The sequence below is a fragment of the Stenotrophomonas indicatrix genome (genome assembly GCF_002750975.1).
Classification (GTDB): domain Bacteria; phylum Pseudomonadota; class Gammaproteobacteria; order Xanthomonadales; family Xanthomonadaceae; genus Stenotrophomonas; species Stenotrophomonas indicatrix.
In genome coordinates, this window is the sequence record NZ_PEJS01000001.1 from 3,638,054 (window position 1) to 3,663,353 (window position 25,300).

Here is a 25,300-nt window from a genome sequence, read left to right on the forward strand (position 1 = left end):
TGCCGCCCTTGCGAGTCTCAAGGATCCACCGAGCATCCAACAGTTCCCTTTTGGCCGCCTGGACCGTTGCCTTGCTCCTCCAACCTCGCTTGGAAAGCATGGACCAAGGAATACTGAGATCTCCGTTCCTTCCCGGACGGTACTGACGAGCAAGCTCAAGCAGCAGCTTCACTGCATTTCCCGAAAGAAGGCCAAACTCTTCGGAGTCCGAGATCTGGTGCTGGATTGAAAGAAAGGGAGGCCCCTTACCCCGACCCTTCAATCTCTGGTGGCGCTGCTTGTTCTGTTGCCGGCCGGAAAGAGCCACTCCGTGCCCAGCCGGCCTGCTGGCTGGGTCCTGGCTGAAATTGTGCATACACCCCCCAAGGGCATAGGTGGGAAGCCAGTCAGGTCTTCTTGGGCCGCTTCTTCTTGCTTCCGACAGCGTCGGGAAGGTGCGTCCACGTCCGACCACCTCGGATATCCCTGACCGTGCGCAGGCTGATCCCTAGACGTTGAGCCCAAACCCTGACGGGCACGGCCTCTACGCTGTCGCGGATTGCCAATGCCTGCTCAGGAGTCAGCTTGCAGTAGGTGGATCGGCAGCCGTAGCGCGCCAGATTTCTCTGGGCTTGCCTTGCTCGGTTTTGCTGGGGAGTGACAAGGTCGAGATTGGACAGCGCGTTGTTGCCCGCATCGGCGTCAAGGTGATCGATTTGCATCCCCTCAGGGATAGGCCCGTAGGCAGCCTCCCAGACCACGCGATGCGCGTACCACGTGCGAAGGCGATCCGTGGCGCTCATCCGCTTGAGTACCCGCACGTAGGTATCAGGCGCTTGGACGCCCACTTCTTGTCCATCCTCATTGAAGATTCGCCCAGTACTTAGGCATGCCAAAAGGCCAGAAGGGAGATGGGGCACAAGTGCTGGCGTGTCGTAGGGCTTCACGGCTCTTCCTCCAACGACTCGCACTGCTGCTCTTGCCTCGCCTGGAGAGCTCTCCAAGCGGTCTGCACTCGCTGGGGCGCGTGGTATTCGGTTACCCGGTACGAACCGTGGTTGTCTTCATGGGTGGCTGTGTACGCTTCCAGAAGTCCCCGGCTCACCAGTTCAGTAGCTGCGCGCCGAGAAGGAGCAGCCCGACCGCAGTCAGCGGTCCAGCCGCCCAGGTCCAAGAGCCCCATCTGATCTCTGTTGAGATTTGAGAAATCAAATTCGTTCACGCCGCGACCTCCATAGAGGCCGCAGCAAGACGTGCGGGGAGTGTGTAAAGGCTATCGAGGTAGACGAACCGGCGTGTGCCGATGCTGACCGTCTCAAGAAGACCGGCCTTTGCCAGCTCATATGCCTTGGAGCGACCGATTCCTACCTTCGCGCATTCCGGAATGAAGGGCCGGAAGTCCCGATGTCCATACGTATCCATTGACTGCACCGTGTGGCCGCTGTGCGCGGCGGGTGAGTCGAAATTTATGGATGCGAGACCTAAGGGAACATGCCGTCAAATCTGCAATTTAAGAATTTGGCTCAGCTGAATCAGAATCAGGGATTCCGATTCTGATTCAGGGTCGTCGGCCTACGCCCTCTTCGAGACAGGAGCCAGCTTGGAGATAGCAGCCTCGTCCAAGTCCTCAGTGCTAAAGAAAACCGAGGTTAGCGCGAGCACCAGCGCTCTGTGCGGCGTACCAAACTCCCTCATGAATTTGCTAGTCACTCGCCGGATAAAGCGCAGCCTCCTTACGTTAGAGTCATTCGGCCTCTTTACTTCTGTCTCCAATTCGGCCAAGCGAAGCGCGCCATTGTGGATCGCGTCAAAGACGAGCCCAAGGTCCATCCTGATTCCGTGATAGATAGAGAACCGAATTCGGTTGAACTCGTCCTCTCTTTCATCTTCGTCAAGATCTTCGAAATCACTAGGATGGGCAGCCTGGTAGTTGATCGCGCTATTGAGCGCAGCGAGATCCAGATCGGGCTGAAAGGGCCAATTCAGGCCACTTTTCTCGTCATAGAACGGTATGAGCAGCTCCCGGAGAGCCTCGCAGTGGGCGACCATCCTTTTTGAGGCTTCCTGCCGCTGTTTGGATGTCATCTTTTCGAATGGCTCCAGTTCTGCGAGACCGTGCATCACTGCACCGGCAACCCAGTCCTCCAGCGTCCCCGCCCACATCCCGGGCCTCCGATCTTTTCCCTTCAGGGAATCCAGGCACAGCGCATACTCTGCAGATGCCGTCAGCTTCCGCCAAGCGGCTTCCGCCTCCTGACTCATGAAATATCGGGTCGTGCTCATACGCTGCTCCGATGTAGTGTCAAGCTTGGGGCTTCCCGAGCTTCCGACATCCTACCTAGGGCCACTCAGGTGGGCGATAGTGTCGTTCACTAGATCGCGGGCAGCGCGTCTCGCCTGGGCCATTGTTCTAAGCTCAGGACCATCGGCAGGTGGATTACGCAGCAGGTCTTCCGCAAGCCTCTCGAGACTTCGCCTTGCCCTCTCCCGCGCCCGCTTGGCAGTCTCCTGCTGTCTGCGCTTGAAGCGTCTATCCGCTGCCGCATCACGCCGTCGCTGCCGCTCTCGGCCCGCTACCAGCGCGACCTCAGGAAAGCCAAGGGGAAGCATTTCGTCAGTGTCGTCGTAAGCATTCGCATACCAGTGAATGCCTCGCCGAAGATTGTACGAAGCCTCTTCGAATAGGTGGCAACCCGCATCAGGTCCCATCGGGTCATCGACGGGCCGCCAACCGATCTCCTGTGCACGAGTGAGGAGCTGGTCGGCGCCCACCATTTCCGTCACGACTGTGCCTGTGCTGTCGTAGTAGCACAGGCAGAACCTGTCTCGACGGTGCACTGCCAGCCAGTCCATGCAAACGAGTTGATGAGAGATGAGCAAGCGGGGCGCCACCCCCATTGCCAAGAGTTCGTCAATCGGGTCACTGGCCTGAATGGCCAGCTCACCCGTGACGGGATCTTTATGCGTGCTCCCGGAGGCAGCACTTATACTCACGCTATCCATGATCGACTCTCCAATAGTCGGTTGTGGTAGGCCGAGCCAGGGGTTGCCGCCCCTTCCTCGGCCGCTTTGTTTATGCAGCTGTACTTCTCCGACCGGCCATCCTTAAAGGCATCTCTGGGGTTTAGGCACGCTTGGATTTGAAGGCCAGCACCTTAGGCTCCTGTGCTCGCAGCTGGTCGAGATAGTCAGACCAGGCTTGCATCATCTTCCGGCGCTCCGGAAGGTGGGTTGCTCGGTTGTAGGCCCGTCCGAGCGGATCCTTCACGGCGTGAGCCAGCTGATGCTCGATGTAGTCCGGACGGTAGCCGAGCACTTCATCCAAGACGGTCCTCGCCATCGCACGGAAACCGTGGCCGACCATCGTGTCCGAGTCGAAGCCAAGGTTACGCAGCGCTGCATTGAGCGTGTTCTCGCTCATTGGCTTCAGGGCACTACGGACACCGGGGAAGACGAACTCGCTACGCTTGGTGTAGAGGTACAGGTCCCGAAGCACTTCCACAGCTTGGCTCGAGAGCGGGACGATGTGCGGCGTCTTCGTCTTGCTGGTCACGTAGCGCCACTCTGCAGCATCCAGATCGATGTCGGCCCACTTTGCCTGCCTCAGCTCCCCAGGGCGAACAAACAGCATTGGGGCCAGCTTTAGCGCGGCCTGAGTGACCAATGCCCCCTGGTAGCCCCACAGCGCGCGAAGGAGGCCACCAATGACGGCGGGGTCAGTCACGCTAGCGAAGTGCTTGGTCTGAGGCTGCTCAAGCGCTCCCGTGAGGTCCTGAGCGGGATTTCGGTCAGCACGGCCCGTAGCGATGGCATAGCGGAAGATACGGCCGGCGTGGGCCCTCGCCCGATGGGCGGTCTCGACTACGCCTCGCTGTTCCAGCTTCCTAAGCGCAGCCAGCAGAACCGGAGCAGTGATGTCCCCAACAGGCAGATCCGCCAACCCAGCCAGATCCTTCTCGATCAGCCGCCGCTCGCGCACAACGGATCCAGGGGAAAGGCCTTCCTTTGTCCGCTTGGCGAGCAACTCCAAGCCGATGGCACCAAAGGTGTTTGCGGCGCGCTCTCCTTGAACTGCCTTCTCGACCCTTGCCACCTGAGCGGGATTGGCTCCACCGCGCAGCAGAGAACGCAGACGGTCACGCTCGACGCGGGCGGCCTGCAGGGACATAGACGGGTACTCGTCGAGGGTGACGATGCTGGCCCTACCGGCGTACCTATAGCGGTACCGCCAAGCCTTCGACCCCGTTGGACGCACCTCAATGCATAGCCCATTCGAGTCGGCGATCCGGTAGGCCGCCGCCTTGGGCTTCAGTGTGCGAACTTTGGTGTCGGTGAGCATGTGAGTCATCCGCCAGTGAGTCGGGGTCAGGAATTACCTACCCTCGACTCACAGCCTGACTCACTTTTTTTGCGGATGCAAGTGGATGCCAACGGATGCCGATGGACGGTCAAGCGCAGTAAAACCCCTGTACCGCCTGCACTCTTGGACATCCCTGGACTTCGCTGGACATCAATGTGGTGGGCCCACCAGGATTCGAACCTGGAACCAAGGGATTATGAGTCCCCTGCTCTAACCGTTGAGCTATAGGCCCTGCGCAGCGTCACAGTGTAGTAGAGCACGGCCGTAGTCGGCTACTCAGCCGGCAGTAGCGAGTGCCTCAGCGACGTGCTGCAACCGCTTCTCGGCTATCCCAGCGAACAGCTCCATCTCCTGCAGATGCGCTTGGAACAGCGCCACTGCCCTCATGGCTCCCTCCAGTCCCTTCTGATTGCCGCTACCGAAGCCCTCGATCAATCCCGCACCAGACTGCGTCAGCAGGGCGAACGTCGCGCGCCTGGCAAACCCCAGCCGATCCTCCCGTTCGTCCTGCATCACTTCATTCCAATCTAGGAGGGGCGGGAAGTCACACGTATCTGCACTAACCCGATCGCCAGCGCTCTTGCCGGTTATCGCCTTCAGTCTCATCTTGGATCTCCTACGATTCGTCGAACCTTCTACGCCTCCTGTTGAGAGAGGCGGCCGGGTGCTTCAACACGGTCGTAGGGCCGCCCGCAGCTTTTCCCCTTTCGGGGTCTTGCATGGCTGCGCGCCACCCGGCCAGAAACCTTTGGGCTCGCCGGGGTGGCGAGTGATGCGATTTGACCTTGGATCGTCCGCTGTTACGGCAGACAGCCCTCCCACGACGGTGTGTTGAGCACCTGCGGGGGACTGTGTGGAAAAGAAGGTAGTACCTTCAATTGTTGATTGCGACAGGGCTTGCGGGAGCCATGGCGGCTCAAACAGCTCGACGCACTGGGGCGATTGAGGATTGAACTGGTCAACTCCTGCCCGCCGCACGGAATCGCGCTTTATTGCTCAACAATGCTCAAGCCGGTTGCGTCACAAGGCGCAAGTATTGGCGGGCGGAAACGACGGGGGAATTGGCCAACGCGTCATCGCGGGAAGCAGCCGAGCATGGGCTCGGCTCTACAGAGAGCAGACGCGTCACCGGGTGGATCCGACATACACGGCCCGCAAAGCCTCCAAAGAAAAACCCCGCCGAAGCGGGGTTTTTCCAGACAAAAGCCGTTGCCGAGCATCGCTCGGCACTACCTGGAGATCAATCGATATCCAGGAAGCTGCGCAGCTGCTCCGAACGGCTCGGGTGACGCAGCTTGCGCAGGGCCTTCGCTTCGATCTGGCGGATGCGCTCGCGGGTTACGTCGAACTGCTTGCCGACTTCCTCGAGGGTGTGGTCGGTATTCATGTCGATGCCGAAGCGCATGCGCAGCACCTTGGCTTCCCTCGGGGTGAGGCCGGCCAGCACGTCGCGCACGGTTTCAGACAGGTTGATGTTGGTGGTGTTCTCGATCGGGGACTCCACGTTGGTGTCCTCGATGAAGTCGCCCAGATGGGAATCCTCGTCGTCGCCGATCGGGGTTTCCATCGAGATCGGCTCCTTGGCGATCTTCATCACCTTGCGGATCTTGTCTTCCGGCATGTCCATTTCCTTGGCCAGCTCCTCCGGCGTAGCCTCGCGGCCGTACTGCTGGAGCATCTGGCGGGAAATGCGGTTCAACTTGTTGATCGTTTCGATCATGTGCACCGGAATACGGATGGTGCGCGCCTGGTCGGCGATCGAACGGGTGATGGCCTGGCGGATCCACCAGGTCGCATACGTGGAGAACTTGTAGCCGCGGCGGTACTCGAACTTGTCCACGGCCTTCATCAGGCCGATGTTGCCTTCCTGGATCAGGTCGAGGAACTGCAGGCCGCGGTTGGTGTACTTCTTGGCGATGGAGATCACCAGGCGCAGGTTGGCCTCGACCATTTCCTTCTTGGCCTTGCGCGCCTTGGCTTCGCCGTAGGCCATGGCACGGCTGAGTTCCTTCAGCTCGTCCAGGTCCAGCAGGGTGACCTTCTCGATGTCGATGGTGGCCTGCTGCTCGGACACGATCTGGTCCTTCACTTCACGCAGCGCCGAAGACCACTTCTGCTTGCGCTTCAGTGCGTCTTCCACCCACTCCAGGTTGGTCTGGTTGCCTTCCCAGGAACGGATGAAGTCCTTGCGCGGCATGCGGGCAGTGACGGTGGCCAGGTTCAGCACGCGGCGCTCGTGGGCCTTGATGCTGCCCATGGTGTCGCGCAGCTGCTTGGTCAGCACGTCGGTCAGCGGCAGCGGCAGCTTCAGGGTGACGAACACCGCCGACATCTCCTCGCGGAGCTTCAGCAGGTTCTTCTTGTCGCCCTTGGCGGCAGCCTTCTTGAAGGCGTTGAGGGCATCGCCCAGCGCCTGCATGCGCGCAGCCACTTCCTCCGGATCCGGACCGGTCGGTGCGGCTTCTTCATCGCCGCCGTCGACGTCGTCTTCTTCCTCGTCGGCGTCGGCATCGGCGTCGTCCGCGTCATCGGCCACCACAGCGGCCGGGGCCGGCACGTCGTCGGTCAGGTCGTTGAAGCCGACGATCACTTCGGCAAGGCGCTTGCGGCCTTCCTTGTGCGCTTCGTAATCGGTCAGCAACGATTCGACCGACACCGGGAACTGGCCGAGTGCGGCCTGGACCTGGGACAGGCCTTCTTCGATGCGCTTGGCAATGGCGATTTCGCCTTCGCGGGTCAGCAGCTCGACGGTACCCATTTCGCGCATGTACATGCGCACCGGGTCGGTGGTACGGCCACCTTCGGTGTCGAGCGCGCTCAGCGCGGCGGCAGCTTCTTCGGCTGCGGTGTCGTCGACCTCACGGTTGCCCGTGTTGCCGTCGTTGAGAAGCAGGGTTTCCACATCCGGAGCAACTTCATGGACATCAATGCCCATGCCGTTGATCATGCCGATGATGTCTTCGATCTGTTCCGGGTCGACCATGTCGTCGGGCAGATGGTCATTGACTTCGGCATAGGTCAGGTAGCCCTGTTCCAGGCCCTTGCTGATCAGTTGCTTGATTTCGGATTGGGCAGGACGTTCGTTGGCCATGTAGTGCTCGCGCCACCGGCTAGGGGGAAATAGGGAACGTAGCATTATACCAGCCCGGGGCCCGGCCTGCCGGGCGGTGGTCCCGGCGGCCTAGGGCCTGAGGAGGAAGGTCACGGGACCGTCGTTGACCAGGCTGACGACCATATGGGCACCGAAGCGGCCCGTTTCCACCCCCGGCGCGTGATTTTCACGACAGATGTCGACAAATCGATTGAACCCGCGTTCAGCCTCCTGCGGCGGTGCCGCGCTGGTGAAGCTCGGCCGCATGCCGGAACGGGTGTCCGCGGCCAGGGTGAACTGGCTGACCAGCAGCAGGCCGCCGCCGGTATCACGCAGCGAGCGGTTCATTTTTCCGGCCTCATCTGCAAACACACGGTAGCCGAGCAGGCGTTCGGCCATCCGCTGCAACTGGGCCTCGGTATCGCCCGGCTCCATGCCGACCAGGGCCAGCAGGCCGGGGCCGATCTGCCCCACCGCCTCACCTTCCACATGCACGGCAGCCTGGCTGACACGTTGAATCAGGACGAGCATCGGCGGGCTTCCAGGCAAGGGGCCGGCCACGATAGCAGCGCCCTTGGCTAAACTGGGGCCGATGAATCCACACCGCAAAGCCCGGCTGGTCTACCGCGCCACCACCCTGTTCGCCCGCCTGCCCTGGCCATTGCTGCGCGGGTTCGCGCGCGCCCTGGCCTGGACGTGGGTGCGCCTCGATGCCCGCGAGAGCCGCGTCACCCGCCGCAACCTGGAGCTGGCCTACCCCGAGCTGGACGCACCGGCACGCGACCGCCTGCAGCGCGAACTGCTGCGCTCCACCGCCCTGCAGGCCATCGAGACCCTGCGCCTGTGGAGCCGGAAGCCCGCCGACAACCTGCGCCTGCACCTGAAGGAGCGCCACGGCCAGGCGCTGTACGACGCGGCCCTTGCCAGCGGCAAGGGCGTGATCGTGGCGGCCCCGCACTACGGCAACTGGGAGCTGCTGAACCAGTGGCTGGCCTCGCGCGGCCAGATCGCCATCGTCTACAAGCCGCCGGAGGACGAGGCCAGCGATGCCTTCCTGCAGATCGTGCGCGGCGGCGACAACGTGCAGCAGGTGCGCGCCGAAGGCCCGGCCGTGCGCCAGCTGTTCAAGGTGCTCAAGGACGGCGGTGCCACCGGCATCCTGCCCGACCAGCAGCCCAAGGCCGGCGACGGGGTGTTCGTGCCGTTCTTCGGCGTGCAGGCACTGACCATGACCCTGGTCAACCGCCTGGCCGAGCGCACCGGCGCGACCGTGCTGTATGGCTGGTGCGAGCGCATCGGCCCGGACATGGAATTTGCCCTGCACATCGAGCCGACCGACCCGGCCGTGGCCGATCCGGACCCGCACGTGGCGGCCACCGCGCTCAACGCGGGCATCGAGCGCATCGCCCGCCGCGACCCGGCGCAGTACCAGTGGACCTACAAGCGCTATACGCTGCGGCCACCGGGCAGCGGCGAGGAAGACCCATACGCGACCGACGAACATCCGCACTGAGAGCCGCTGCACCGGCCTGCGACACACCGCCGCAGCACGTTGAATACGACGCTGGCGCCCCCATAGAGACACCGATGTCCGCCTCCCCCGGTCCTGCCATGTCTGCTTCCTCCCTGTTCGGTGATCCGGCAGCGATCCGCTGCGAGCGCGCGGTCGCCGAACTGCGCGCCGGTCGCCCGGTCCTGCTCCACGATGGCCAGGGCCAGCGCCTGGCGGTGATCGCGCTGGACAGCGCCACTGCCAGCAGCTTCGCCGCCTTCGCCAGTGCCGCGCGCGAGCGCCATTACCTGTACCTGACCGCCACCCGCGCCCGCGTGCTCGGCGTGGAGGCACCCGAGGGCGCGCGCCTGCCGCTGGCCGGCGTTGCCTTCGATGCCCTGCCCTCGCTGGGCTACCTGCGCGAACCCGGACCGATGCCCGCGGCCTGGAGCGCAGGCGATGCGTTCGATGCCGGCGCTGTCGAACTGGCCCGGCTGGGCCTGCTGTTGCCGGCGATGGTGGCCGTGCGCCTGGATGCAGACGACGCCACGTTCGATGGCGCGGCCGAGGTTGGCCTGTGCGATCTGGCCGAAGGCGCCGCGCACGCCGCACATGATTACGAACTGGTGGCGCGTTCGCCGGTGCCGCTGCGCGACGTCGGCATGACCACCTTCGCGGTGTTCCGCGGTGGCGTCGCCCAGCGCGACCAGGTAGCGATCATCGTCGGCGAACCGGATCTGTCCGCAGTGGTGCCGGTGCGCGTGCATTCGTCCTGCCTCACCGGCGACCTGTTCGGTTCGCTCAAGTGCGATTGCGGTGACCAGCTGCGGCGCGGCCTGCGCAAACTGAAGGAACTGGGCGGCGGCGTGCTGCTGTACCTGGACCAGGAAGGCCGCGGTACCGGCATCGCCGCGAAGATGCGCGCCTACGGCTACCAGCATGACGGCCTGGATACCATCGACGCCGATGCGCAGCTGGGCTTCGGCGCCGACGAGCGCCGCTATGGCAGCGCGGTGGCGATGCTGCGCGGGCTGGGTGTATCCCGTGTTGCCCTGCTCAGCAACAACCCGACCAAGGCACAGCGCCTGCGCAATGCCGGCATCGAGGTGCTGGACTGCATTCCGGTCACCGGCGAGATCACCGCCGAGAACGAGCACTACCTGCGCACCAAGGCCGACCGCGCTGGCCATCTGCTGGATGTCGATGCGCTGATCCAGGCCGCCCAGTAACGCGGGCGACCTGCTAACGTCTGCGCGGTGCGGTCATCACCGCGCCTGCCCGCCCTGCTGCCCGACGGACGCCCGCGTGACCGAACTGCCCTTGCCTGTTGCTGCTGCCGAAATGCCCCTCGACCACTGGCAACCCCTGCCGCGGCGCGCTGCCCGGTTGGCGGCGCTGGAGGGCGCCTTCGGCGGACTGTTCATCCCCGGCGCACCGCTGGCGGCCCTCTGGTGGTTCTTCGATCTTCCCGGTGGCCTGTGGGCAGCGATGCTGGGCCTGCTGGTCGGCCTCGCCTTCGGCGCCTGGATCGGCCATCGGCGCCTGACCCGCACCCGCTGGCGGCTGGACGCACAGGGCCTGGGCCTGCGCCGCGACCTGATGTGGCAGCTGGAGACCCGCATTCCCATTTCGCGCGTGCAGCACCTGGACCTGCGTCGCGGGCCCCTGGAGCGGCGTGCAGGCCTGGCCACGCTGATCGTGCACACCGCCGGCACCCGCCTGAGTGCGGTCACCGTCAGCGGCTTGGACGAAGCCGATGCCGAGCGCCTGCGTGACACCCTGGCCCATCAGCTCGACCAGGACGCCGACGCCCTGTGAGCCTGCCCCCGCCCCTGCCGCCCTCGCTGCCCAGCGGTGGCGACGAGCATCGCCTGCATCCGTGGTCGTGGCTGTTCGTGCTGCTGATGCAGCTGCGCCACTATTTCCTGCCGCTGGTCGCGTTGCTGGTGTTCGGCCAGCGCGGCGACCGCGATCCGATGTGGGCACAGTTGATCCCGTTGACCGCCATCGCCGCGCTGGTGCTGGTGTCGGTGCTGCAGTACCTCAGCTACCGCTATCGCATCGGCAACGATGCGATCACCGTGCGCAGCGGCCTGCTGGCGCGCAACCGGCGCGAGATTCCCTTCGCCCGCATCCACAACGTGGAAGTGCGGCAGAACCCGTTGCACCGGTTGTTCGGGGTTGCCGAACTGCGCCTGGAATCGGCCGGCGGGGTGCGTCCGGAAGCGGAGATGCGCGTGCTGCGGCTGGACCAGGCGCTGGCCCTGGAACAACTGGTGCGCCAGCGTGGGCAGGCGCCCCAGCCGACGCCTAGCGGCGCGCCGGCTGCCGATGTCGTGCCATCCGACGACGAGCAGGTATTGCTGCGCCTGTCGAGCTGGGATGTGCTGCGCATGGGCCTGCTGTCCAACCGTGGCTGGGCGCTGGCGATCGCCGCCTTCGGCGTCCTGTTCCAGACCGTACCGCGCCCGGTGATGGACGATGCCATCCAGCGTGGCGGGCGCGAGGCCTTCGGCTACGCCAGCCACCTGCATGCCGGGGTGACCGGCGGGCTGGTGCTGTTGGCGGCCGCGTTGCTGCTGGGCTGGCTGTTGCTGCGGGTGTTGTCGGTGGTGTTGACGCTGCTGCGCTACCACGGCTTCACCCTCAGCGAGCGCGAGCGGCGCCTGACCGTCTCCACCGGCCTGCTAAGCCGCACCCGCAGCAGCGTCGCGCGCCGCCGCATCCAGGCATGGACGCTAGGCGAGAGCACCCTGCAACGCTGGTTCGGGCTGCGCCAGCTGCGTATCGACAGCGCTGCCGGTGGCCCCTCGCGCGACGACGACCGCGCGCTGCGCGAACTGGCACCGCTGGCTGGTGCAAGCGCCTGCGATGGGCTGGTGCGCCACCTGCTGCCGCAGCTGCAATGGCCGCCGCAGCAGTGGCAACCGATTCCGCAACGCGGATGGTGGCGATTGTCGCTGTCCACCTTGCTGGTGGTGCCGTTGCTGACCGCCGCGCTGTACTGGCGCTGGGGCCTGCCGGCCCTGGCACTGCTGGCCTGGCTGCCGGTCAGCCTGTTGATCGCGCACCGGCAGATGGCGCGGATGGGCTGGCACCTGGATGGCCAGTTCGCGGCGGTGCGCGGCGGCTGGTGGAAGCGCTGGTGGCGCTGGGCCGAGCTGGACAAGGTGCAGGGCCTGCGCCTGCAGCGTTCGCCACTGGACAAGCTGCTGGGTACGGCCAGCCTGCAGCTGGACACCGCCGGTGCGCATGGCGATGTGGCACTGGCACTGCGCTACCTGCCGCAGGCGCGTGCACATGCCTTGATGGAAGAACTGGCCACGGCGCTGGCACGGCGCAAGCTGCGCTGGTAGCGCGGCCGATCGTTGAATCGCCATCCACGCGTGGCGTGGATCTACTGCACCACCCACGCATGGCGTGGATCTACTGCACCACCCACGCGTGGCGTGGATCTACGGTAGTGCCGGCCGCTGGCCGGCAAACGCAGGCATTCCGGTGGTTGCCGGCCAGCGGCCGGCACTACCCACATCACCGCTGCGACGGACCCCAGTAGCCCAGGTCCTTGCGGATCTGCAGGTCGCGCACCCAGCTGCCAAACGGCTTGCGACGCAGCACGCCCATCTCGCCGGACAGGAAATCCTCGGTGGCGGCGATCACCCGCTCGCTGGACAGGCCATCGCGATAGGGGTGGATGGCATCGGCGTAACGCACGATCTCCGCCTGCAACGCCGCGTCGGGATGCAGCGCGCGCGCCAGCATGGCCGGCAGCTGCTGCGGATCATCGAAATCGATCATGTGCGGCTTCGGCACGCGGTTGCGGAAGGTCACCACCGGCTTGTGCTGGACGATGAACTCCGAAACGATCGATGAGGTGTCCGACACCAGCACGTCGGCGGCGCGCTGGGCTGCCATCACCTGCTCCGGTTCGATGAAACGCGCATTGGCGCCGGCCAGCGCGCGGTAGCGTTCGAACAGTTCCGGCGGGCACTTCGGGTGCAGGGTCAGCAGCCAGTAGTGCTGCCCGGCGGCGATGTCGGCCGCGATCTGCGCATGCAGGTGCGGGGCGGCGCTCAAGCGCTCGGTGAAGGTTGAACCGAACAGGATCACCGGGCGGCCGCCGGCTGCACTGCGCAGCGCGGCACTGTCGCCACCGTCGTCGCGGAACAGCGGGTCCAGCTTCGGCCAGCCGGTTTCCGCCACGGCGAAATGGCCCTCCACTGCCGCGATCTCGCGGAACGGCGCGGTGGTGGCAGGGCCCTGCGTGCAGTACAGGTCGAACATGCCGCGCACCCGGAAGTGGCCACGCGCACTGTCGCGCTTTTCCACGTTGAAGCCATGGAACAGCTGCACCTTGGCCCCCGACAGGAAGGTCGGCACCCAGTTGGCCGCGCTGAACACCGCCCGCGGCCGCATCGCCAGGGCCTGCATCAGGCCGATGTTGGGCACGCCGGGAAGCTGGCTGCCAGCCGCGCCATCTTCGAACCAGGCCGCCACTTCCTGGCCGGAAGCGTGCAAGGCCTGCACCAACGGGGCGAGAATAGGCAGCGCATAGCGCTCCGTCGCAAACAACAGGTACCCGGCCATCATGTCCTCCACGACCGCTCCCATCGAACGGCCTCGCATCTCGGCCTGCATTATCGCGTTCAACGAGGCCGGGCGCATCGGCGACTGCCTGGCCTCGCTGGCCTTCTGCGATGAGATCGTGGTGGTGGACTCGCAGTCCACCGACGCCACGGTGGCCATCGCCGAGGCGGCCGGCGCCCGCGTGCTGCAGCGTCCGTTCGATGGCTTCCGCAGCCAGAAGGCGTTCTGCGTCGAGCAGGCCACCCACCACTGGGTACTGTGCCTGGACGCCGACGAGCGCATCAGCCCGGAACTGCGCACGGCCATCGAGCAGGCCCGCGACGGCGGCTTTGCAGGTCATGCGGGTTACCGCTTCGCCCGCCTGTCGGAGTACTTCGGCAGGTTCCTGCGCCACGGCAATGCCTATCCGGACCGGGTGCTGCGCCTGTTCGACCGCCGCCACGGCGGCTGGCGCGGCAAGCGCGAGATCCATGAGGCGGCCAGTGTCGATGGCACGGTCGGCACCCTGCGCGGGGACCTCATCCACTTCCCCTACCGCTCGCTGCAGCAGCAGCTGGCCAAGACCGAGAAGTACGCGCGGATGATGGCCGAACACGAGTTCGCGCGTGGCAAGCGGGCCACCCTCGGCAAGCTGGTGCTGGCCCCGGCCTGGCGGTTCTGGCGCGGCTTCCTGTTCCGTGGCGGCTTCCGCGACGGCTGGCATGGCCTGGTATACGCCTACGTGCGCGCCAACTACGTGCGCCAGAAGACCATCATGCTGTGGATGCTGGGCAACGGTCAGGCCGTGTCCGATCCGCCCAACCCCTGAGTGCGGAGCCGAGCGTGGCTGGACGCTACCGGGCGTTCTTTGCCCGGTGCCGGGCACCTTCCACGATCGACAGGCCGGTCAGCAGGCCGACGATGGTGACGTAGAAGCTTGCGGTCATCTGGTGCGCGAACATCGACTGGGTCAGGCCGCACAGGATGTAGGACACCACCACCATCACGCCGGCGGCGGCAGGGCCACGGAAGGTAGCGTGTCCACTGCGCCGGTGCAGGCGCAGGAACACCCACAGTGGCACCCCGTATACCGCCAGCAGCAGCAACATGCCCGGCAGGCCCTGGGTGGCCGACCATTCGGCCAGATCGTTGTGCGCATGGCGCAGGTGGCAGCGGATTTCCTGCGGATTCTCGCGGCAGGCCGGCACACGCTTCATGGCCCTGTCGAAGTGGCCGATGCCCACCCCGGTCAGTGGATGGTCGAGGAAGGTCTCCCACGCCACCTGCAGGCGCTCGACGCGCGCCCCGGCCGAAGAGTCGCTGTCACCCTGCTCCATGCGCTGCACATCGCTGTGCAGTTCGGACAACCGCACCTGGTGGCGCAGCTCGGGCACCGACAGCAGCAGGGTCGCGCCGATGGCCAGCATGCCGGCAAGCACTGAAAGACGCGCCGCGCCGGTGCGCCAGCGCAGGCTCAGTGCCAGCACCACCAGCAGCGCCAGCAGGGCCGCGAACACGCCCCGGCTTCCGGTCAGGATGATGGTTCCGCAGCCGGCGGCCATTCCGACGATCACCAACGACCAGCGCCGCGACGGCCGGCAGAACACCAGCAGCACCATCAGCATCATCACGATGTCGGCGAGCACGATCGCGTTGGTGAACAGTTCGGCGCGTGCCGCACCCTGGAACACCTGCAGCGCCGAAAGCACGAAGGTGCCCACCAGTCCGGCCAACGCACCGCGCCACAGCCAGCGCATGTCCGGGCGCAGCGCACACACCCACAGTGCGATCCACGGGATGACCAGGAAGCGGGATCGATTGTCGACATCGCGCAAGCCCTGTTCGAACAGCGCGACCGACACGATGGCCATCACCAGCACCGCCAGCATCAGCCAGCTGAGGACCTTGATCGGCTGCTTGTCCATACGCCGGGCCTGCCACAGCAGGCCGGGCACCATCGCCGTGCTGACCAGCAGCAGCAGCGCGTAGGGCAACAGGTTGATCGGGATCGTCAGCACCAGTGCCGGCATGCAGAACAGGCCGATCTGCGCCAGCCAGTGCGCCGCGCGCGGGCGCCTGCCTGCGGGGACGCCCAGCGGATCGCCGATCGTGGATTCCAGGTTGTGCTGTGAAGCTGCCACGTCGAAAAAGTTCGCTGCAATCCGGCGGAATGAACGGGATCACCGGCACGGCCAATCCCACGCTGACGTTTTACTGCCTTTGCTGTCGCTTGGGCAGTCTGGACAAGCACGGGCCAGGATGGTTATTCCTCACGTTGCAGCCGTCGTTCACGTTCGCGTTCCTCCGCGCTGGCCACGCAGCGGCCCTGCACGGCAGCAGCCGGTACCAGCCACCAGCGGCGGCGGTTGGCGATCCCGGCCAACTCGGCGTGGTTGCGGTCGATGCAGGGCAACAGCGCGTCTTCGTGGACCAGCAACCAGCGGCGCCGGGGCGCCAACTGCTGCCATTCCACGGCCGCAGCCAGCTGCGCATCCCAAGGCTCGTTGAAACCGAAGGTGGCTGCCGGGCGGTCGGCCATCAGCAGATTCTGCTCTTTCCAGGCCACCAGTCCCAGCTCCGCATCGGCGCCGATACGCTGGCCGGTGTGCCGCATCAGGCCGCGGGCGGAACTTGAATCATTCAGCAGCGGATAGCCGATCAGGCTGTACAGCACCCACACCGCAGTGAGAGTCGAAACCAGCGCCAGTTGACGGCGGCCGCGCCCGAACAGCAGCAGGCTGGCCATACCCCAGCCGCCCATCGCCATCGCCGCCCAAGCCAGGGCGTTCATTTCGCCATTGCCGATGCCCCGCGTCTGCATCAGCCGCACTTCGAAGCCGGGCTTGCCCAGCAGGGCAGACAACCCCGCGGCCAACGTCCCCAGCGACAGCAGCAGGGTGAACGCGCCCAGCAGCCATTGCACATCGCGCCGGCGCAGCAGCCCCGGCAGCAACGGCGCCAGTGCCAGGCAGAACATCGGCAGCGCCGGCAGGATGTAGACGTCGCGCTTGCCATTGGGGATCGAGAAGAACAGCACGATCAGCGCCCACCAGCCCAGCAGCAACAGATAGCGCGCATCCCGGCGCTGCAGCCGGCGCCGCCAGGCGGGGATCGCCCACGGCACCGCCAGGAAGGCCGGAATCCACATCGACGGCATGGTGCCCAGGAAGTACCACCATGGCTGGTGGTGGTCCCACGATTGCGCATAGCGCTTGGCGGTCTGCCGAAACAGGATGTCGTCCATGTAGGCCAGGTATTCGCCGGAACGGGTGGCCAGCGCGGTCATCACCATGGGCACCAGCCACAGCGCGACGGCCAGCACGAATGCCAGCGGCGCCAGCCAGAAGCGCAGGTCGCGCGCATGCAGTCGCACCCGTGGCCAGTGCAGGGCCGAACCGATCACCGCTGGCACGATCATCAGCAGCGCGATCACGCCCACGCCCTTGGTGATCACCCCGATGCCGGCAAAGAACCAGCCCAGCCACCACCAGCGCCAGGCAGGCCCCAGCAACAGGTGGCGAAGCAGGCCATAGTTGGCCAGGGTGATGAACAACACCACCAGCGGGTCGATCTGCGCCTTCTTCGCCTGGAAGGTGAACTGCAGGGCGAACAGCAGCGCCCAGCCAGCGTACAGGCCGACCTGGCGTGTCCACAGGCGCCGCCCGAGGTCGACCACGCACCACAGCGTGCCCAGTGCAGCGATCAGCGAAGGCAGCAGGAACGCTACGCGCCAGTTGCCGATCACGCTGTACAGCGTGGCCTGCCACCACATCAGCATCGGCGGCTTGTCCGAGTACAGCTCCAGCCCACGGTGCGGGAACAGCCAGTCGCCGCTGTCCACCATCTGCTTGGCGACCAGGGCGAAGCGCGGTTCGTCCGAGGGCCAGGGATCGCGTAGTCCCAGCCCGGCACCCAACACCAACAGGGCCATCACAACGAACAGCCATGTCTGGCGTGACGCACGGGTTTTCAGCATGGGGGCTCGGACAGCGGTTGGGTCAGCCCTTTTTTAGCAGACGCGCGTAGAAAAATCCGTCAGCATCGTTTTCACCGGGCAGGCGCTGGCGAGCAATACCGTCACAATCCAGACCAAATGCGTCATCCAGCGCGACCGCTTCCGCATCCGCGTGCCATTTCAGGAAGCCCTTTACCTGATCGACGTTTTCCGCGCGCAGGATCGAGCAGGTGGCATACAGCAACACACCACCGGGGCGCAGCATCGACCAGCAGGCTTCCAGCAGGCGGGCCTGGATGCCGACCAGCGCATCGATGTCTTCCGCACGGCGATGGAACATCACGTCCGGTTGCCGGCGGATGACGCCGGTGGCCGAGCACGGTGCGTCCAGCAGGATCGCGTCGAACGGAACGCCGTCCCACCATGCCCCCGGATCGCTGGCATCGGCCACCAGGACCTGGGCGCCTTCGCCCACACCGGTGCGGGCGAACGTATCCCTGGCGCGCGCCAGACGACGGGCATCGATATCCAGCGCCAGCAATCGCAGGCTGGGGTCTCGCTCGAGCAGGTGCGCCGACTTGCCGCCCGGGGCGGCACAGGCGTCAAGCACGCGGCTGCCGGCCGGCGGCGCCAGCGCGTCGGCTGCACACTGCGCCGACAGATCCTGCACCGACAGCAGGCCTTCGCCGAAGCCGGGCAGCTGGTTCACCGGAACCGGCACGGCCAGTCGCAGCGCATCGGCGCTCAGCGCGCTGGCTTCGGCGGCAATGCCCGCCTCGGCCAGGGCCGCCATCATCTTGTCGCGCCCGCCCTGCTGGCGGTTGGCACGCAGCCACAGCGGCGCCGGCTGCAGGCTGGCGGCGAAGATCGCTTCGGCCTGTGCCGGCCAGTCGCGCTCGACGGCCTCGGCCAGCCAGGCCGGAAATGCGTCGCGTGCAGGTTGTTCGGGGAAACCCTCGCGCTGGGCGCGGCGCAGGATCGCATTGACCAGGCCAGCCTGGCGCTCACGGCCGAGTGCGCGCGCAGCGTCGACCGTGGCCGACAGCGCCGCATGGGCCGGCAGGGCCAGCACATCCAACTGGGCGAAGCCCACCATCAGCAGCGTGCGCAGGTCGGCGTCGCGCGCGGACAGCGGCTTCTGCATCCATCCCTGCAGGGCGGCGTCATAGGTGCTGCGACGACGCAGCACCGCAAAGCACAACGCTTCAAGCAGCGCGCGGTCGCGGGTGTCGGCCAGCTTCGGCAGCGCCCAGGCCAGTTCCGCCTTGAGCGAACGACCGCGGGTAAACACCTGCGCAAGCACGCGCGCAGCCAGCATGCGGGTGGCCGCGCCCGGCGCCGCCTTGGCGATGGAAAAATCGTTTGCCTTGCTCACCCGTCAAACCCCCACGCGCAGATCACGGCGCGCATTGAGGTAGTCGGCAGCGGTGATTGCCTTGCCGCCTTCGCGCTGCAGCACGCGCAGGCGCAACGCGCCCTGCCCGCAGGCGATGTCGATGCCCTCGCGGCCAGCGGCCAGCACCGTACCCGGCGCCTGGCCATGCGCCACATCCAGCGCCACCGCGCCATGGATGCGCACGCGCTCACCGGCCAGCAGTGCCTCGGCAATCGGCCACGGATTGAATGCACGCACCGTGCGCGCCAGCGCTTCTGCGTCCTGCGCCCAGTCAAGTTTTGCCTCGGCCTTGTCCAGCTTGTGCGCGTATGTCACGCCCTGCTCCGGCTGCGGCCGTGCGATCGGCTTGATGCCGGCGCGCAGCAGGCCCAGCCCATCGGACAGCACCTGTGCGCCAAGCTCGGCCAGCTTGTCGTGCAGCTGGCCACCGGTATCGGTAGCGGCGATCGGCAGCTCCTGGTGCAGCAGCACCGGGCCCGTATCCAGGCCGGCTTCCATCTGCATCAGGCAGATGCCGGTCTTGCTGTCACCGGCCTGGATGGCGCGCTGGATCGGTGCGGCGCCACGCCAGCGCGGCAGCAGCGAACCATGCACGTTCCAGCAACCGTGGGTCGGAATGGTCAGCACCGCCTTGGGCAGGATCAGGCCATAGGCCACCACCACCATCAGGTCCGGCTGCAGGTCACGCAGCTGCTGCTGGGCCGCTTCGTCCTTCAGCGTTTCCGGCTGGTACACGGGGATGCCACGGGCGACCGCTTCCAGCTTGACCGGCGAAGGCGCCAGACCACGGCCGCGACCGGCAGGGCGATCGGGCTGGGTATAGACAGCCACCACCTCGTGATGACGCGCGGCCGCGCGCAGCGACGACACCGCGAATTCCGGCGTACCGGCAAAGACAATCCTCATGGCAACCCCACTTGCAGGATGAAATCGTGCAGGAAAAAAAACGGCGCCGTCGGCCGGCGCCATGCAGCCCGCGCGTCACGCGCAGGCGCGGGCCACCCCGAAGGGCGGCCCGGAGCAGCGATCACGCCACGTGCTTGCGCTGCTTGGCCAGCTTCTTGCGGACCATCTCGCGCTTCAGCGGCGACAGGTAATCGATGAACAGCTTGCCGTCCAGATGGTCCATCTCGTGCTGCACGCAGACCGCCAGCAGGCCGTCGGTGGTCAACTCCTGCGGCTGCCCCTGGCGATCCAGGAACTTGACGGTGATGGTGTCGGCACGGGTCACGTCGGCGAAGATGCCGGGCACCGACAGGCAGCCTTCCTGGTACACCTGGCCCCCGTCCTTGGCGACGATTTCCGGGTTGATGAAGACGCGCGGCTCGTTCTTTTCTTCGCTCACGTCGATGACCATGAAGCGCTGGTGCACGTCTACCTGGCTGGCAGCCAGGCCGATGCCCGGGGCGTCGTACATGGTCTCGAACATGTTGTCGAGCAGCTCCTGGAACGCCGGCGTGGTCACTTCGGCGGCATCGATCAACGCAGCCTTGGTACGCAGGCGCGGATCGGGGAACTCAAGGATGGGGAGTAAAGCCATGGCAGTTTCCGGGGTTGGGGCCGGGGTACGCCGGCATACGTCGCAGATTCTAGCTCCAACGCTTGCCTTGCGCCCCGGTTTCTGGACTATAGTGCGCGAACCTGTTGGGGAATCAGGGCTTCACACCTATGTTGCTTCGTTTTCGTACGGTCGTCGCCGCGGCGATGCTGACCGTGGCTGCCTATGCTACCGCCGTGGAAGTGAATGGCGGGCACCCGGACACCTATGTGGTCCGCAAAGGGGACACCCTGTGGGACATCGCAGGACGATTCCTGCAGAAACCATGGCTGTGGCCGGAGATATGGCAGGCCAATCCGCAGGTCGCCAATCCACACCTGATCTATCCCGGTGACGTCCTCAGCCTGGCCTACCTGGACCGCGTGACGGCCCAGCCCGGCCCGCGCCAGGAAGCCCCGGTAACCGGCGTGCCGCTGGCCCAGGTCGAGCCGTTCCTGAAGCAGCTCAGCGTGGTCGACAGCATCGAACAGCTGCCCTATGTGGTCGGCCTGGAAGACAACCGCCTGCGCGCCACCGGTGGGCAGACCGCCTATGTGCGCCTGGCCGACGCCCAGGTCGGGCAGCGCTGGGCCGTGGTCCGCCCGACCGTGCGCTACGCCCAGCCCAAGCCCACCGAGGACCTGACCGCCAACGGCGACGTCACCCCGGGCAGCGGCAATCTCTGGAAGGCGTTCAGCGCACCCAACCACCGCCGCGGCGTGCTGGGTTACGAGCTGGCACAGGTCGGCACCGGCACCATCACCCAGGTGGCTGGCGGCAAGACCGAAGCGTCAACCCTGGTCCTGGACAACGCCAGTGGCGGCCGTGAAGTGCGTGCCGGCGACCGTCTGGTGCCGGTCGAGGCCACGCCGTACGACCTGCAGTTCTTCCCGCATGTCCCCGCCGCCGGCGTGGAAGGCGTGGATGTACGCGTGCTGGCAGTCACCGATATGTTCACTACCGGCGGCCCGCGCGATGTGATCGCGATTTCCGCTGGTCGCGCCCAGGGCGTGGACAACGGCACCGTGTTCTCGCTGTGGCGCCATGGCAGCCACGTGGCGCACCGGATGAAGTTCCCGGGTTCCTCTCGCATGGACGACTCGATCAGCACCGGCGCCGGCCGGGTCAGCCTGCCGGATGAGTACGCCGCGCATGCCATGGTCTTCCGCACCTTCGACAACGTCAGCTATGCGTTGGTGATGCAGGGTGTGAAGCCGGTGCGTGTGGGTTACAGCGCGCTGCATCCGGACGCGAAATGATCCGGCGCCGGGCCCCGCCCGGCCTCGGCAGGGAGTGCCGGCCGCATCGGCCGGCAACCTCCGGGATACCCTGACAGCAATACGCGAAGGCGCCCTAGGGCGCCTTTGTTGCGTGAGGCCGATAGTCGGGGGATGACTGAGCATGGACATGAGGCGCTGCTGCGCCTGTTGATCGCGGCTGGTTCCCTGGCACCCAGGCGCGCGCTGCTGCAGACCACCGGCAATGCGGATGCAGCGTTGGCGCTCGGTGTTGCAGGCTGGCGGGCCCACGGCTGCACACCGGAACAATGCGCTGCGCTGGAGCGTCCCGACACCCGCGCCCTCGCGCTTGCGCAGCGCTGGCTGCAGCAGCCTGATCATCATCTGCTGGCCTGCAACGATCCAGCCTTCCCGCCCCTCCTGCTTGATGCACCCAATCCGCCCCTGGCGCTGTTCGTTGCCGGCGATCCGACCATCGCCTGGCGTCCTGCGGTGGCACTGGTCGGCAGCCGTTCACCCACCCCCGCCGGTCGTGCCCTGGCCGCCCGGTTTGCCACCTGCTTCGTCGAGGCCGGGCTGGCGGTGACCAGTGGATTGGCGGCAGGCATCGATGCGGCCGCCCACCAGGCGGCGCTGGAGGCAGGCGGCTGCACCCTCGCGGTGATAGGCACTGGCCCGGACCGCGCCTATCCCACCAGCCATGCCCGCCTGCAGGCAAGAATCGCCACCGACGGCGCGGTGCTCAGCGAGTACCTGCCAGGTACGCCCGCACGGCCGGGTCACTTCCCCGCGCGCAACCGGCTGGTGGCCGGGTTGGCCCTGGCCACGGTGGTGGTCGAGGCCGCACAACGCTCGGGCGCCCTGATCACCGCCCGGCTGGCAGCCGAAGCCGGCCGCGAGGTCTGCGCGATACCCGGTTCGGTACTCAATCCGCGCGCCGCCGGCTGCCACCGGCTCATCCGTGAAGGGGTTGCCCTGGTCGAACGGCCCGAAGAAGTGCTGGAACTGCTGGCCCCGGCACTGCGTCACCAGCTTCCGGGCTTGCAAACCCGGCTTGCCACCCCCACTGAACAGGCAGCGCCGGCGGACCTGCCGGCATGCTGGGCGAACGACGCTGACTACCAGCGCTTGTGGCGGGTGCTGGAGCACGACCCAATCAGTATGGATTCACTGATCACGCAGTGTGGATTGACGGCGTCGGAGGTGTCCTCCATGCTGCTGGTCATGGAACTTGCGGGGATCGTGGTGTGCGTACACGGCCGCTACTGTCGACGTCCCTAGTTTCTTCACCTCCACAGCGTCGCGCGACGCAGGCCGAGGGGCAATGAAAGAGAGCATCCTGGATGTACTGTTGTACCTGTTTGAACACTATTTCAGCGAAGATGCGGACCTGATCCGTGACCGCGACTCACTGCAGAATGGCCTGATCCAGGCCGGTTTCAGCCCCACTGAGATCAACAAGGCATTCGAATGGCTCGATGCCCTGGCAGCGCAGCGCCCAAGCGCGGCCCAGGCCCGGGTCGATGGCCCGGTGCGCATCTATCACGGCCCGGAGCTGGACAAGCTTGACGTGGAGTGCCGTGGTTTCCTGCTGTACCTGGAACAGCACGGCATCCTCGATGCCGGCCAGCGCGAGCTGGTGCTGGACCGGGCGATGGCCCTGGACCAGGACGAACTGGACCTGGACGACCTGAAATGGGTCGTGCTGATGGTGCTGTTCAACCAGCCCGGCGCCGAGGCGGCCTACGCCTGGATGGAAACGCAGATGTTCGTGGACGAGCCAGAACCCCTGCACTGACCGTACACTTGGGGACCGTGCGCATTCAGGAGCGTCCCCGTGAGTGAGTGGTTCCATGCCGAAGGCAACCGCCAGCAAGGCCCGTTGCCCTCGGAACAGTTGATCGAGCTGTTCCGCAGCAACCAGATCACCCTGGACACCCTCGTATGGCGCGACGGCTTGCCGCAATGGCAGCCGTTGCGCAACGTGGTCGACGAACTGGGCCTGATCGTGCCTGCCGTTGATGCAGCCGCCACGGCACCACCGCCGCCGCCTGCCGCCCCTCTGCCGCCCACCCTTCCCCCCGCCTCTCCGTACGCGACCACGCCGATGGACGCTGCCCCGGTCGCGAAGAAGGGCCTGTCCGGCTGCGCGTTGACCGCCATCATCGGCGGCGTCGCACTGCTGGTGGTGGTGCCGATCCTGGCCATCCTGGCCGCGATCGCCCTGCCGGCCTACAACGACTACACCATCAAGGCCAAGGTCGCCGGCGCGGTCACCGTGCTGCAGCCGCTGAAGGACAAGGTCCAGCACTTCGCCGATGACCAGGGCCGCTGCCCGGGCGCCAACGACGCCGGCTTCCCGGCGGCGGACGAATTCGCAGGCCAGGGCCTGTCGGCCGTGCATATCGGCCGCTTCAACAATGGCCACTGCGGCATCGAAGCGACGCTGGCGGTTCCCGGCAAGAGCCAGGATGGCGACCTGCTCTGGCTCGAATACGACCGCGACAGCGGGCGCTGGGAATGCAGCGGCGAAAGCGACGACAAGTATCTGCCCACGCAATGCCGCGGCTGAGCCGCGCATCGGGCAACCCACCAAGGACGACCCAACAGGGGACATGCAATGACTGAGTGGTACTACGCCGAAGGACAGCAACGCCAGGGACCGCTGGAGGTCACCGAGATCCGCCAGCGCTTCCAGCGTGGCCAGTTGAACCTGGACACCCTGGTCTGGCGCGAAGGCATGGGGCAGTGGGCGCCGCTGCGGCAGATGGTGGAAGAGCTGGGCCTGCAGACCCTGGCCGATGCCAGCACGTCCACCGCCACCGGTGGCTTCGACCTGCGCAACGACTACGCCGCGATCGACAACGGCACCGCGCCCCTGCCGGGCACCGGCGCCCTCAGCAGTTCGCCGTACACCGCGCCCGGCGCGGGCGGCAGTGACTATTCGCAGCCGGTGCAGGGCGGCGAGGTGGTCTACGCCGGCTTCTGGAAGCGCTTTGCCGCCTACCTGATCGACTACTTCGTCCTGCTGATTCCCAGCGGCGTGGTCGGTGGCGTACTGGGCTTCGTGCTCGGCGCGGGCATGGGCGCTGCCGGCAGCGGCGAAACAGCGGTTGAAGTGGTCACCCAGCTGATCAGTGGCCTGGCCGGCCTGTTCATCGCCGCCGCTTACTACGGCTGGTTCCATGCCTCCCGCGGCGGTGCCACCCTCGGCAAGATGGCCATCGGCATCAAGGTCGTGCGCGGCAATGGCGATCGCCTGACCCTGGGCCGCAGCATCGGCCGCTATTTCGCCACCATCCTCAGTGGCCTGACACTGTGCATCGGCTACCTGATGGCCGCCTTCACCGAGCGCAAGCAGGGCCTGCATGACCTGATCTGCGACACGGTGGTGGTCGACCGCTGGGCCTATACCGACCAGCCGCAGCTGCAGCGCCGCGAGATGGGCACGGTGACCATCGTGATCCTGGTGCTGGGCGGCCTGCTGATGCTGGCCGGTTTCGCCGCGATCATCTTCGCCGTCGGCGTCATCGCCAACATGGCGTCGTGATCGCGGATCGAGGGCCAATGCGCCGTCGCGGACGGCCATCCTCACGCCCCCTGCTTGACAATGGCAGGCCGGGCGTGATTCCTCTAATAAGGTGAAACCTGAACGCCCGGCACAGTCCCGGGCGTTCAGTTTATTG

22 protein-coding genes and 1 tRNA gene are annotated in these 25,300 nt (G+C 66.0%); 10 read left to right on the forward strand and 13 right to left on the reverse strand.

Annotated features, from left to right (window positions below; translation table 11 throughout):
• Positions 1 to 386: 386 nt before the first annotated feature.
• From CR918_RS16760 to dtd, 7 genes are all read right to left on the reverse strand, one after another.
• Positions 387 to 926 (reverse strand): HNH endonuclease signature motif containing protein, encoded by a 540-nt coding sequence (locus CR918_RS16760; protein ID WP_207759527.1) that lies wholly within the window; start codon positions 924 to 926, stop codon positions 387 to 389.
• 625 nt (positions 927 to 1,551) lie between these two features.
• Positions 1,552 to 2,262 (reverse strand): hypothetical protein, encoded by a 711-nt coding sequence (locus CR918_RS16775; protein WP_099843829.1) that lies wholly within the window; start codon positions 2,260 to 2,262, stop codon positions 1,552 to 1,554.
• A gap of 841 nt (positions 2,263 to 3,103) precedes the next feature.
• Positions 3,104 to 4,318, reverse strand: coding sequence for a tyrosine-type recombinase/integrase (locus CR918_RS16785; RefSeq protein WP_099843833.1), 1,215 nt, complete (start codon positions 4,316 to 4,318; stop codon positions 3,104 to 3,106).
• 177 nt (positions 4,319 to 4,495) lie between these two features.
• A tRNA-Ile gene (locus CR918_RS16790) sits at positions 4,496 to 4,571 on the reverse strand.
• 44 nt (positions 4,572 to 4,615) lie between these two features.
• The gene (locus tag CR918_RS16795) at positions 4,616 to 4,945 is read right to left on the reverse strand and encodes a hypothetical protein (protein ID WP_099843834.1); all 330 of its coding nucleotides are present in this window, start codon (positions 4,943 to 4,945) and stop codon (positions 4,616 to 4,618) included.
• Positions 4,946 to 5,579: 634 nt separating this feature from the next.
• Complete coding sequence (rpoD, locus tag CR918_RS16800) at positions 5,580 to 7,430, reverse strand: RNA polymerase sigma factor RpoD (protein WP_032976684.1); 1,851 nt, start codon at positions 7,428 to 7,430, stop codon at positions 5,580 to 5,582.
• Between the two features lie 90 nt (positions 7,431 to 7,520).
• Entirely contained in the window at positions 7,521 to 7,961 is a 441-nt protein-coding gene (dtd, locus tag CR918_RS16805) for a D-aminoacyl-tRNA deacylase (RefSeq protein WP_032976683.1), read from the reverse strand.
• Between the two features lie 61 nt (positions 7,962 to 8,022).
• Here dtd and CR918_RS16810 point away from each other — a divergent pair, with 61 nt between their 5' ends.
• From CR918_RS16810 to CR918_RS16825, 4 genes are all read left to right on the forward strand, one after another.
• Positions 8,023 to 8,943, forward strand: coding sequence for a lauroyl acyltransferase (locus tag CR918_RS16810; protein ID WP_025879049.1), 921 nt, complete (start codon positions 8,023 to 8,025; stop codon positions 8,941 to 8,943).
• A 74-nt stretch (positions 8,944 to 9,017) separates the two neighbouring features.
• Positions 9,018 to 10,151 carry a GTP cyclohydrolase II RibA gene (gene ribA / locus CR918_RS16815; RefSeq protein WP_032976682.1) on the forward strand — a complete coding sequence of 378 codons (1,134 nt, stop codon included), beginning with the start codon at positions 9,018 to 9,020 and terminating at the stop codon, positions 10,149 to 10,151.
• Positions 10,152 to 10,263: 112 nt separating this feature from the next.
• A complete protein-coding gene (locus CR918_RS16820) occupies positions 10,264 to 10,740 on the forward strand; it encodes a PH domain-containing protein (protein ID WP_088101515.1) in 477 nt (158 codons plus the stop codon).
• A complete protein-coding gene (locus CR918_RS16825) occupies positions 10,737 to 12,278 on the forward strand; it encodes a PH domain-containing protein (RefSeq protein ID WP_099843835.1) in 1,542 nt (513 codons plus the stop codon). The genes CR918_RS16820 and CR918_RS16825 overlap by 4 nt, the downstream gene beginning before the upstream one ends.
• A 175-nt stretch (positions 12,279 to 12,453) precedes the next feature.
• Here the strand turns inward: CR918_RS16825 and CR918_RS16830 are convergent, their stop codons facing one another.
• On the reverse strand, positions 12,454 to 13,512 hold the full coding sequence (locus CR918_RS16830; RefSeq protein WP_099843837.1) for a CDP-glycerol glycerophosphotransferase family protein: 1,059 nt from the start codon (positions 13,510 to 13,512) through the stop codon (positions 12,454 to 12,456).
• Here CR918_RS16830 and CR918_RS16835 point away from each other — a divergent pair.
• The gene (locus tag CR918_RS16835) at positions 13,511 to 14,317 is read left to right on the forward strand and encodes a glycosyltransferase family 2 protein (protein WP_032976680.1); all 807 of its coding nucleotides are present in this window, start codon (positions 13,511 to 13,513) and stop codon (positions 14,315 to 14,317) included. The genes CR918_RS16830 and CR918_RS16835 overlap by 2 nt on opposite strands.
• A 25-nt stretch (positions 14,318 to 14,342) precedes the next feature.
• Here the strand turns inward: CR918_RS16835 and CR918_RS16840 are convergent, their stop codons facing one another.
• The 5 genes from CR918_RS16840 to def form a co-directional block, all read right to left on the reverse strand.
• Positions 14,343 to 15,518 carry an O-antigen ligase family protein gene (locus CR918_RS16840; protein ID WP_263291494.1) on the reverse strand — a complete coding sequence of 392 codons (1,176 nt, stop codon included), beginning with the start codon at positions 15,516 to 15,518 and terminating at the stop codon, positions 14,343 to 14,345.
• A 233-nt stretch (positions 15,519 to 15,751) separates the two neighbouring features.
• Positions 15,752 to 17,464, reverse strand: a complete 1,713-nt coding sequence (locus tag CR918_RS16845) for an ArnT family glycosyltransferase (protein WP_099843839.1) — start codon at positions 17,462 to 17,464, stop codon at positions 15,752 to 15,754.
• A gap of 22 nt (positions 17,465 to 17,486) precedes the next feature.
• A complete protein-coding gene (gene rsmB, locus CR918_RS16850; protein ID WP_099843840.1) occupies positions 17,487 to 18,818 on the reverse strand; it encodes a 16S rRNA (cytosine(967)-C(5))-methyltransferase RsmB in 1,332 nt (443 codons plus the stop codon).
• A gap of 3 nt (positions 18,819 to 18,821) precedes the next feature.
• Positions 18,822 to 19,745, reverse strand: coding sequence for a methionyl-tRNA formyltransferase (fmt, locus tag CR918_RS16855; RefSeq protein ID WP_049468220.1), 924 nt, complete (start codon positions 19,743 to 19,745; stop codon positions 18,822 to 18,824).
• Between the two features lie 121 nt (positions 19,746 to 19,866).
• On the reverse strand, positions 19,867 to 20,379 hold the full coding sequence (gene def / locus CR918_RS16860) for a peptide deformylase (protein WP_025879059.1): 513 nt from the start codon (positions 20,377 to 20,379) through the stop codon (positions 19,867 to 19,869).
• Between the two features lie 128 nt (positions 20,380 to 20,507).
• Between def and CR918_RS16865 the strand changes: the two genes are divergently transcribed.
• The 5 genes from CR918_RS16865 (at position 20,508) to CR918_RS16885 (ending at position 25,164) form a co-directional block, all read left to right on the forward strand.
• Positions 20,508 to 21,635 (forward strand): LysM peptidoglycan-binding domain-containing protein, encoded by a 1,128-nt coding sequence (locus CR918_RS16865; protein ID WP_099843841.1) that lies wholly within the window; start codon positions 20,508 to 20,510, stop codon positions 21,633 to 21,635.
• A 132-nt stretch (positions 21,636 to 21,767) separates the two neighbouring features.
• Complete coding sequence (gene dprA / locus CR918_RS16870) at positions 21,768 to 22,895, forward strand: DNA-processing protein DprA (protein ID WP_099843843.1); 1,128 nt, start codon at positions 21,768 to 21,770, stop codon at positions 22,893 to 22,895.
• A 43-nt stretch (positions 22,896 to 22,938) separates the two neighbouring features.
• A complete protein-coding gene (locus CR918_RS16875) occupies positions 22,939 to 23,412 on the forward strand; it encodes a DUF494 family protein (protein ID WP_025879062.1) in 474 nt (157 codons plus the stop codon).
• A gap of 39 nt (positions 23,413 to 23,451) precedes the next feature.
• Entirely contained in the window at positions 23,452 to 24,186 is a 735-nt protein-coding gene (locus CR918_RS16880; RefSeq protein WP_032976674.1) for a GYF domain-containing protein, read from the forward strand.
• A gap of 48 nt (positions 24,187 to 24,234) precedes the next feature.
• Positions 24,235 to 25,164: an RDD family protein gene (locus tag CR918_RS16885; protein WP_059065258.1), complete on the forward strand. Its 930-nt coding sequence runs from the start codon at positions 24,235 to 24,237 to the stop codon at positions 25,162 to 25,164.
• Positions 25,165 to 25,300 lie beyond the last annotated feature (136 nt).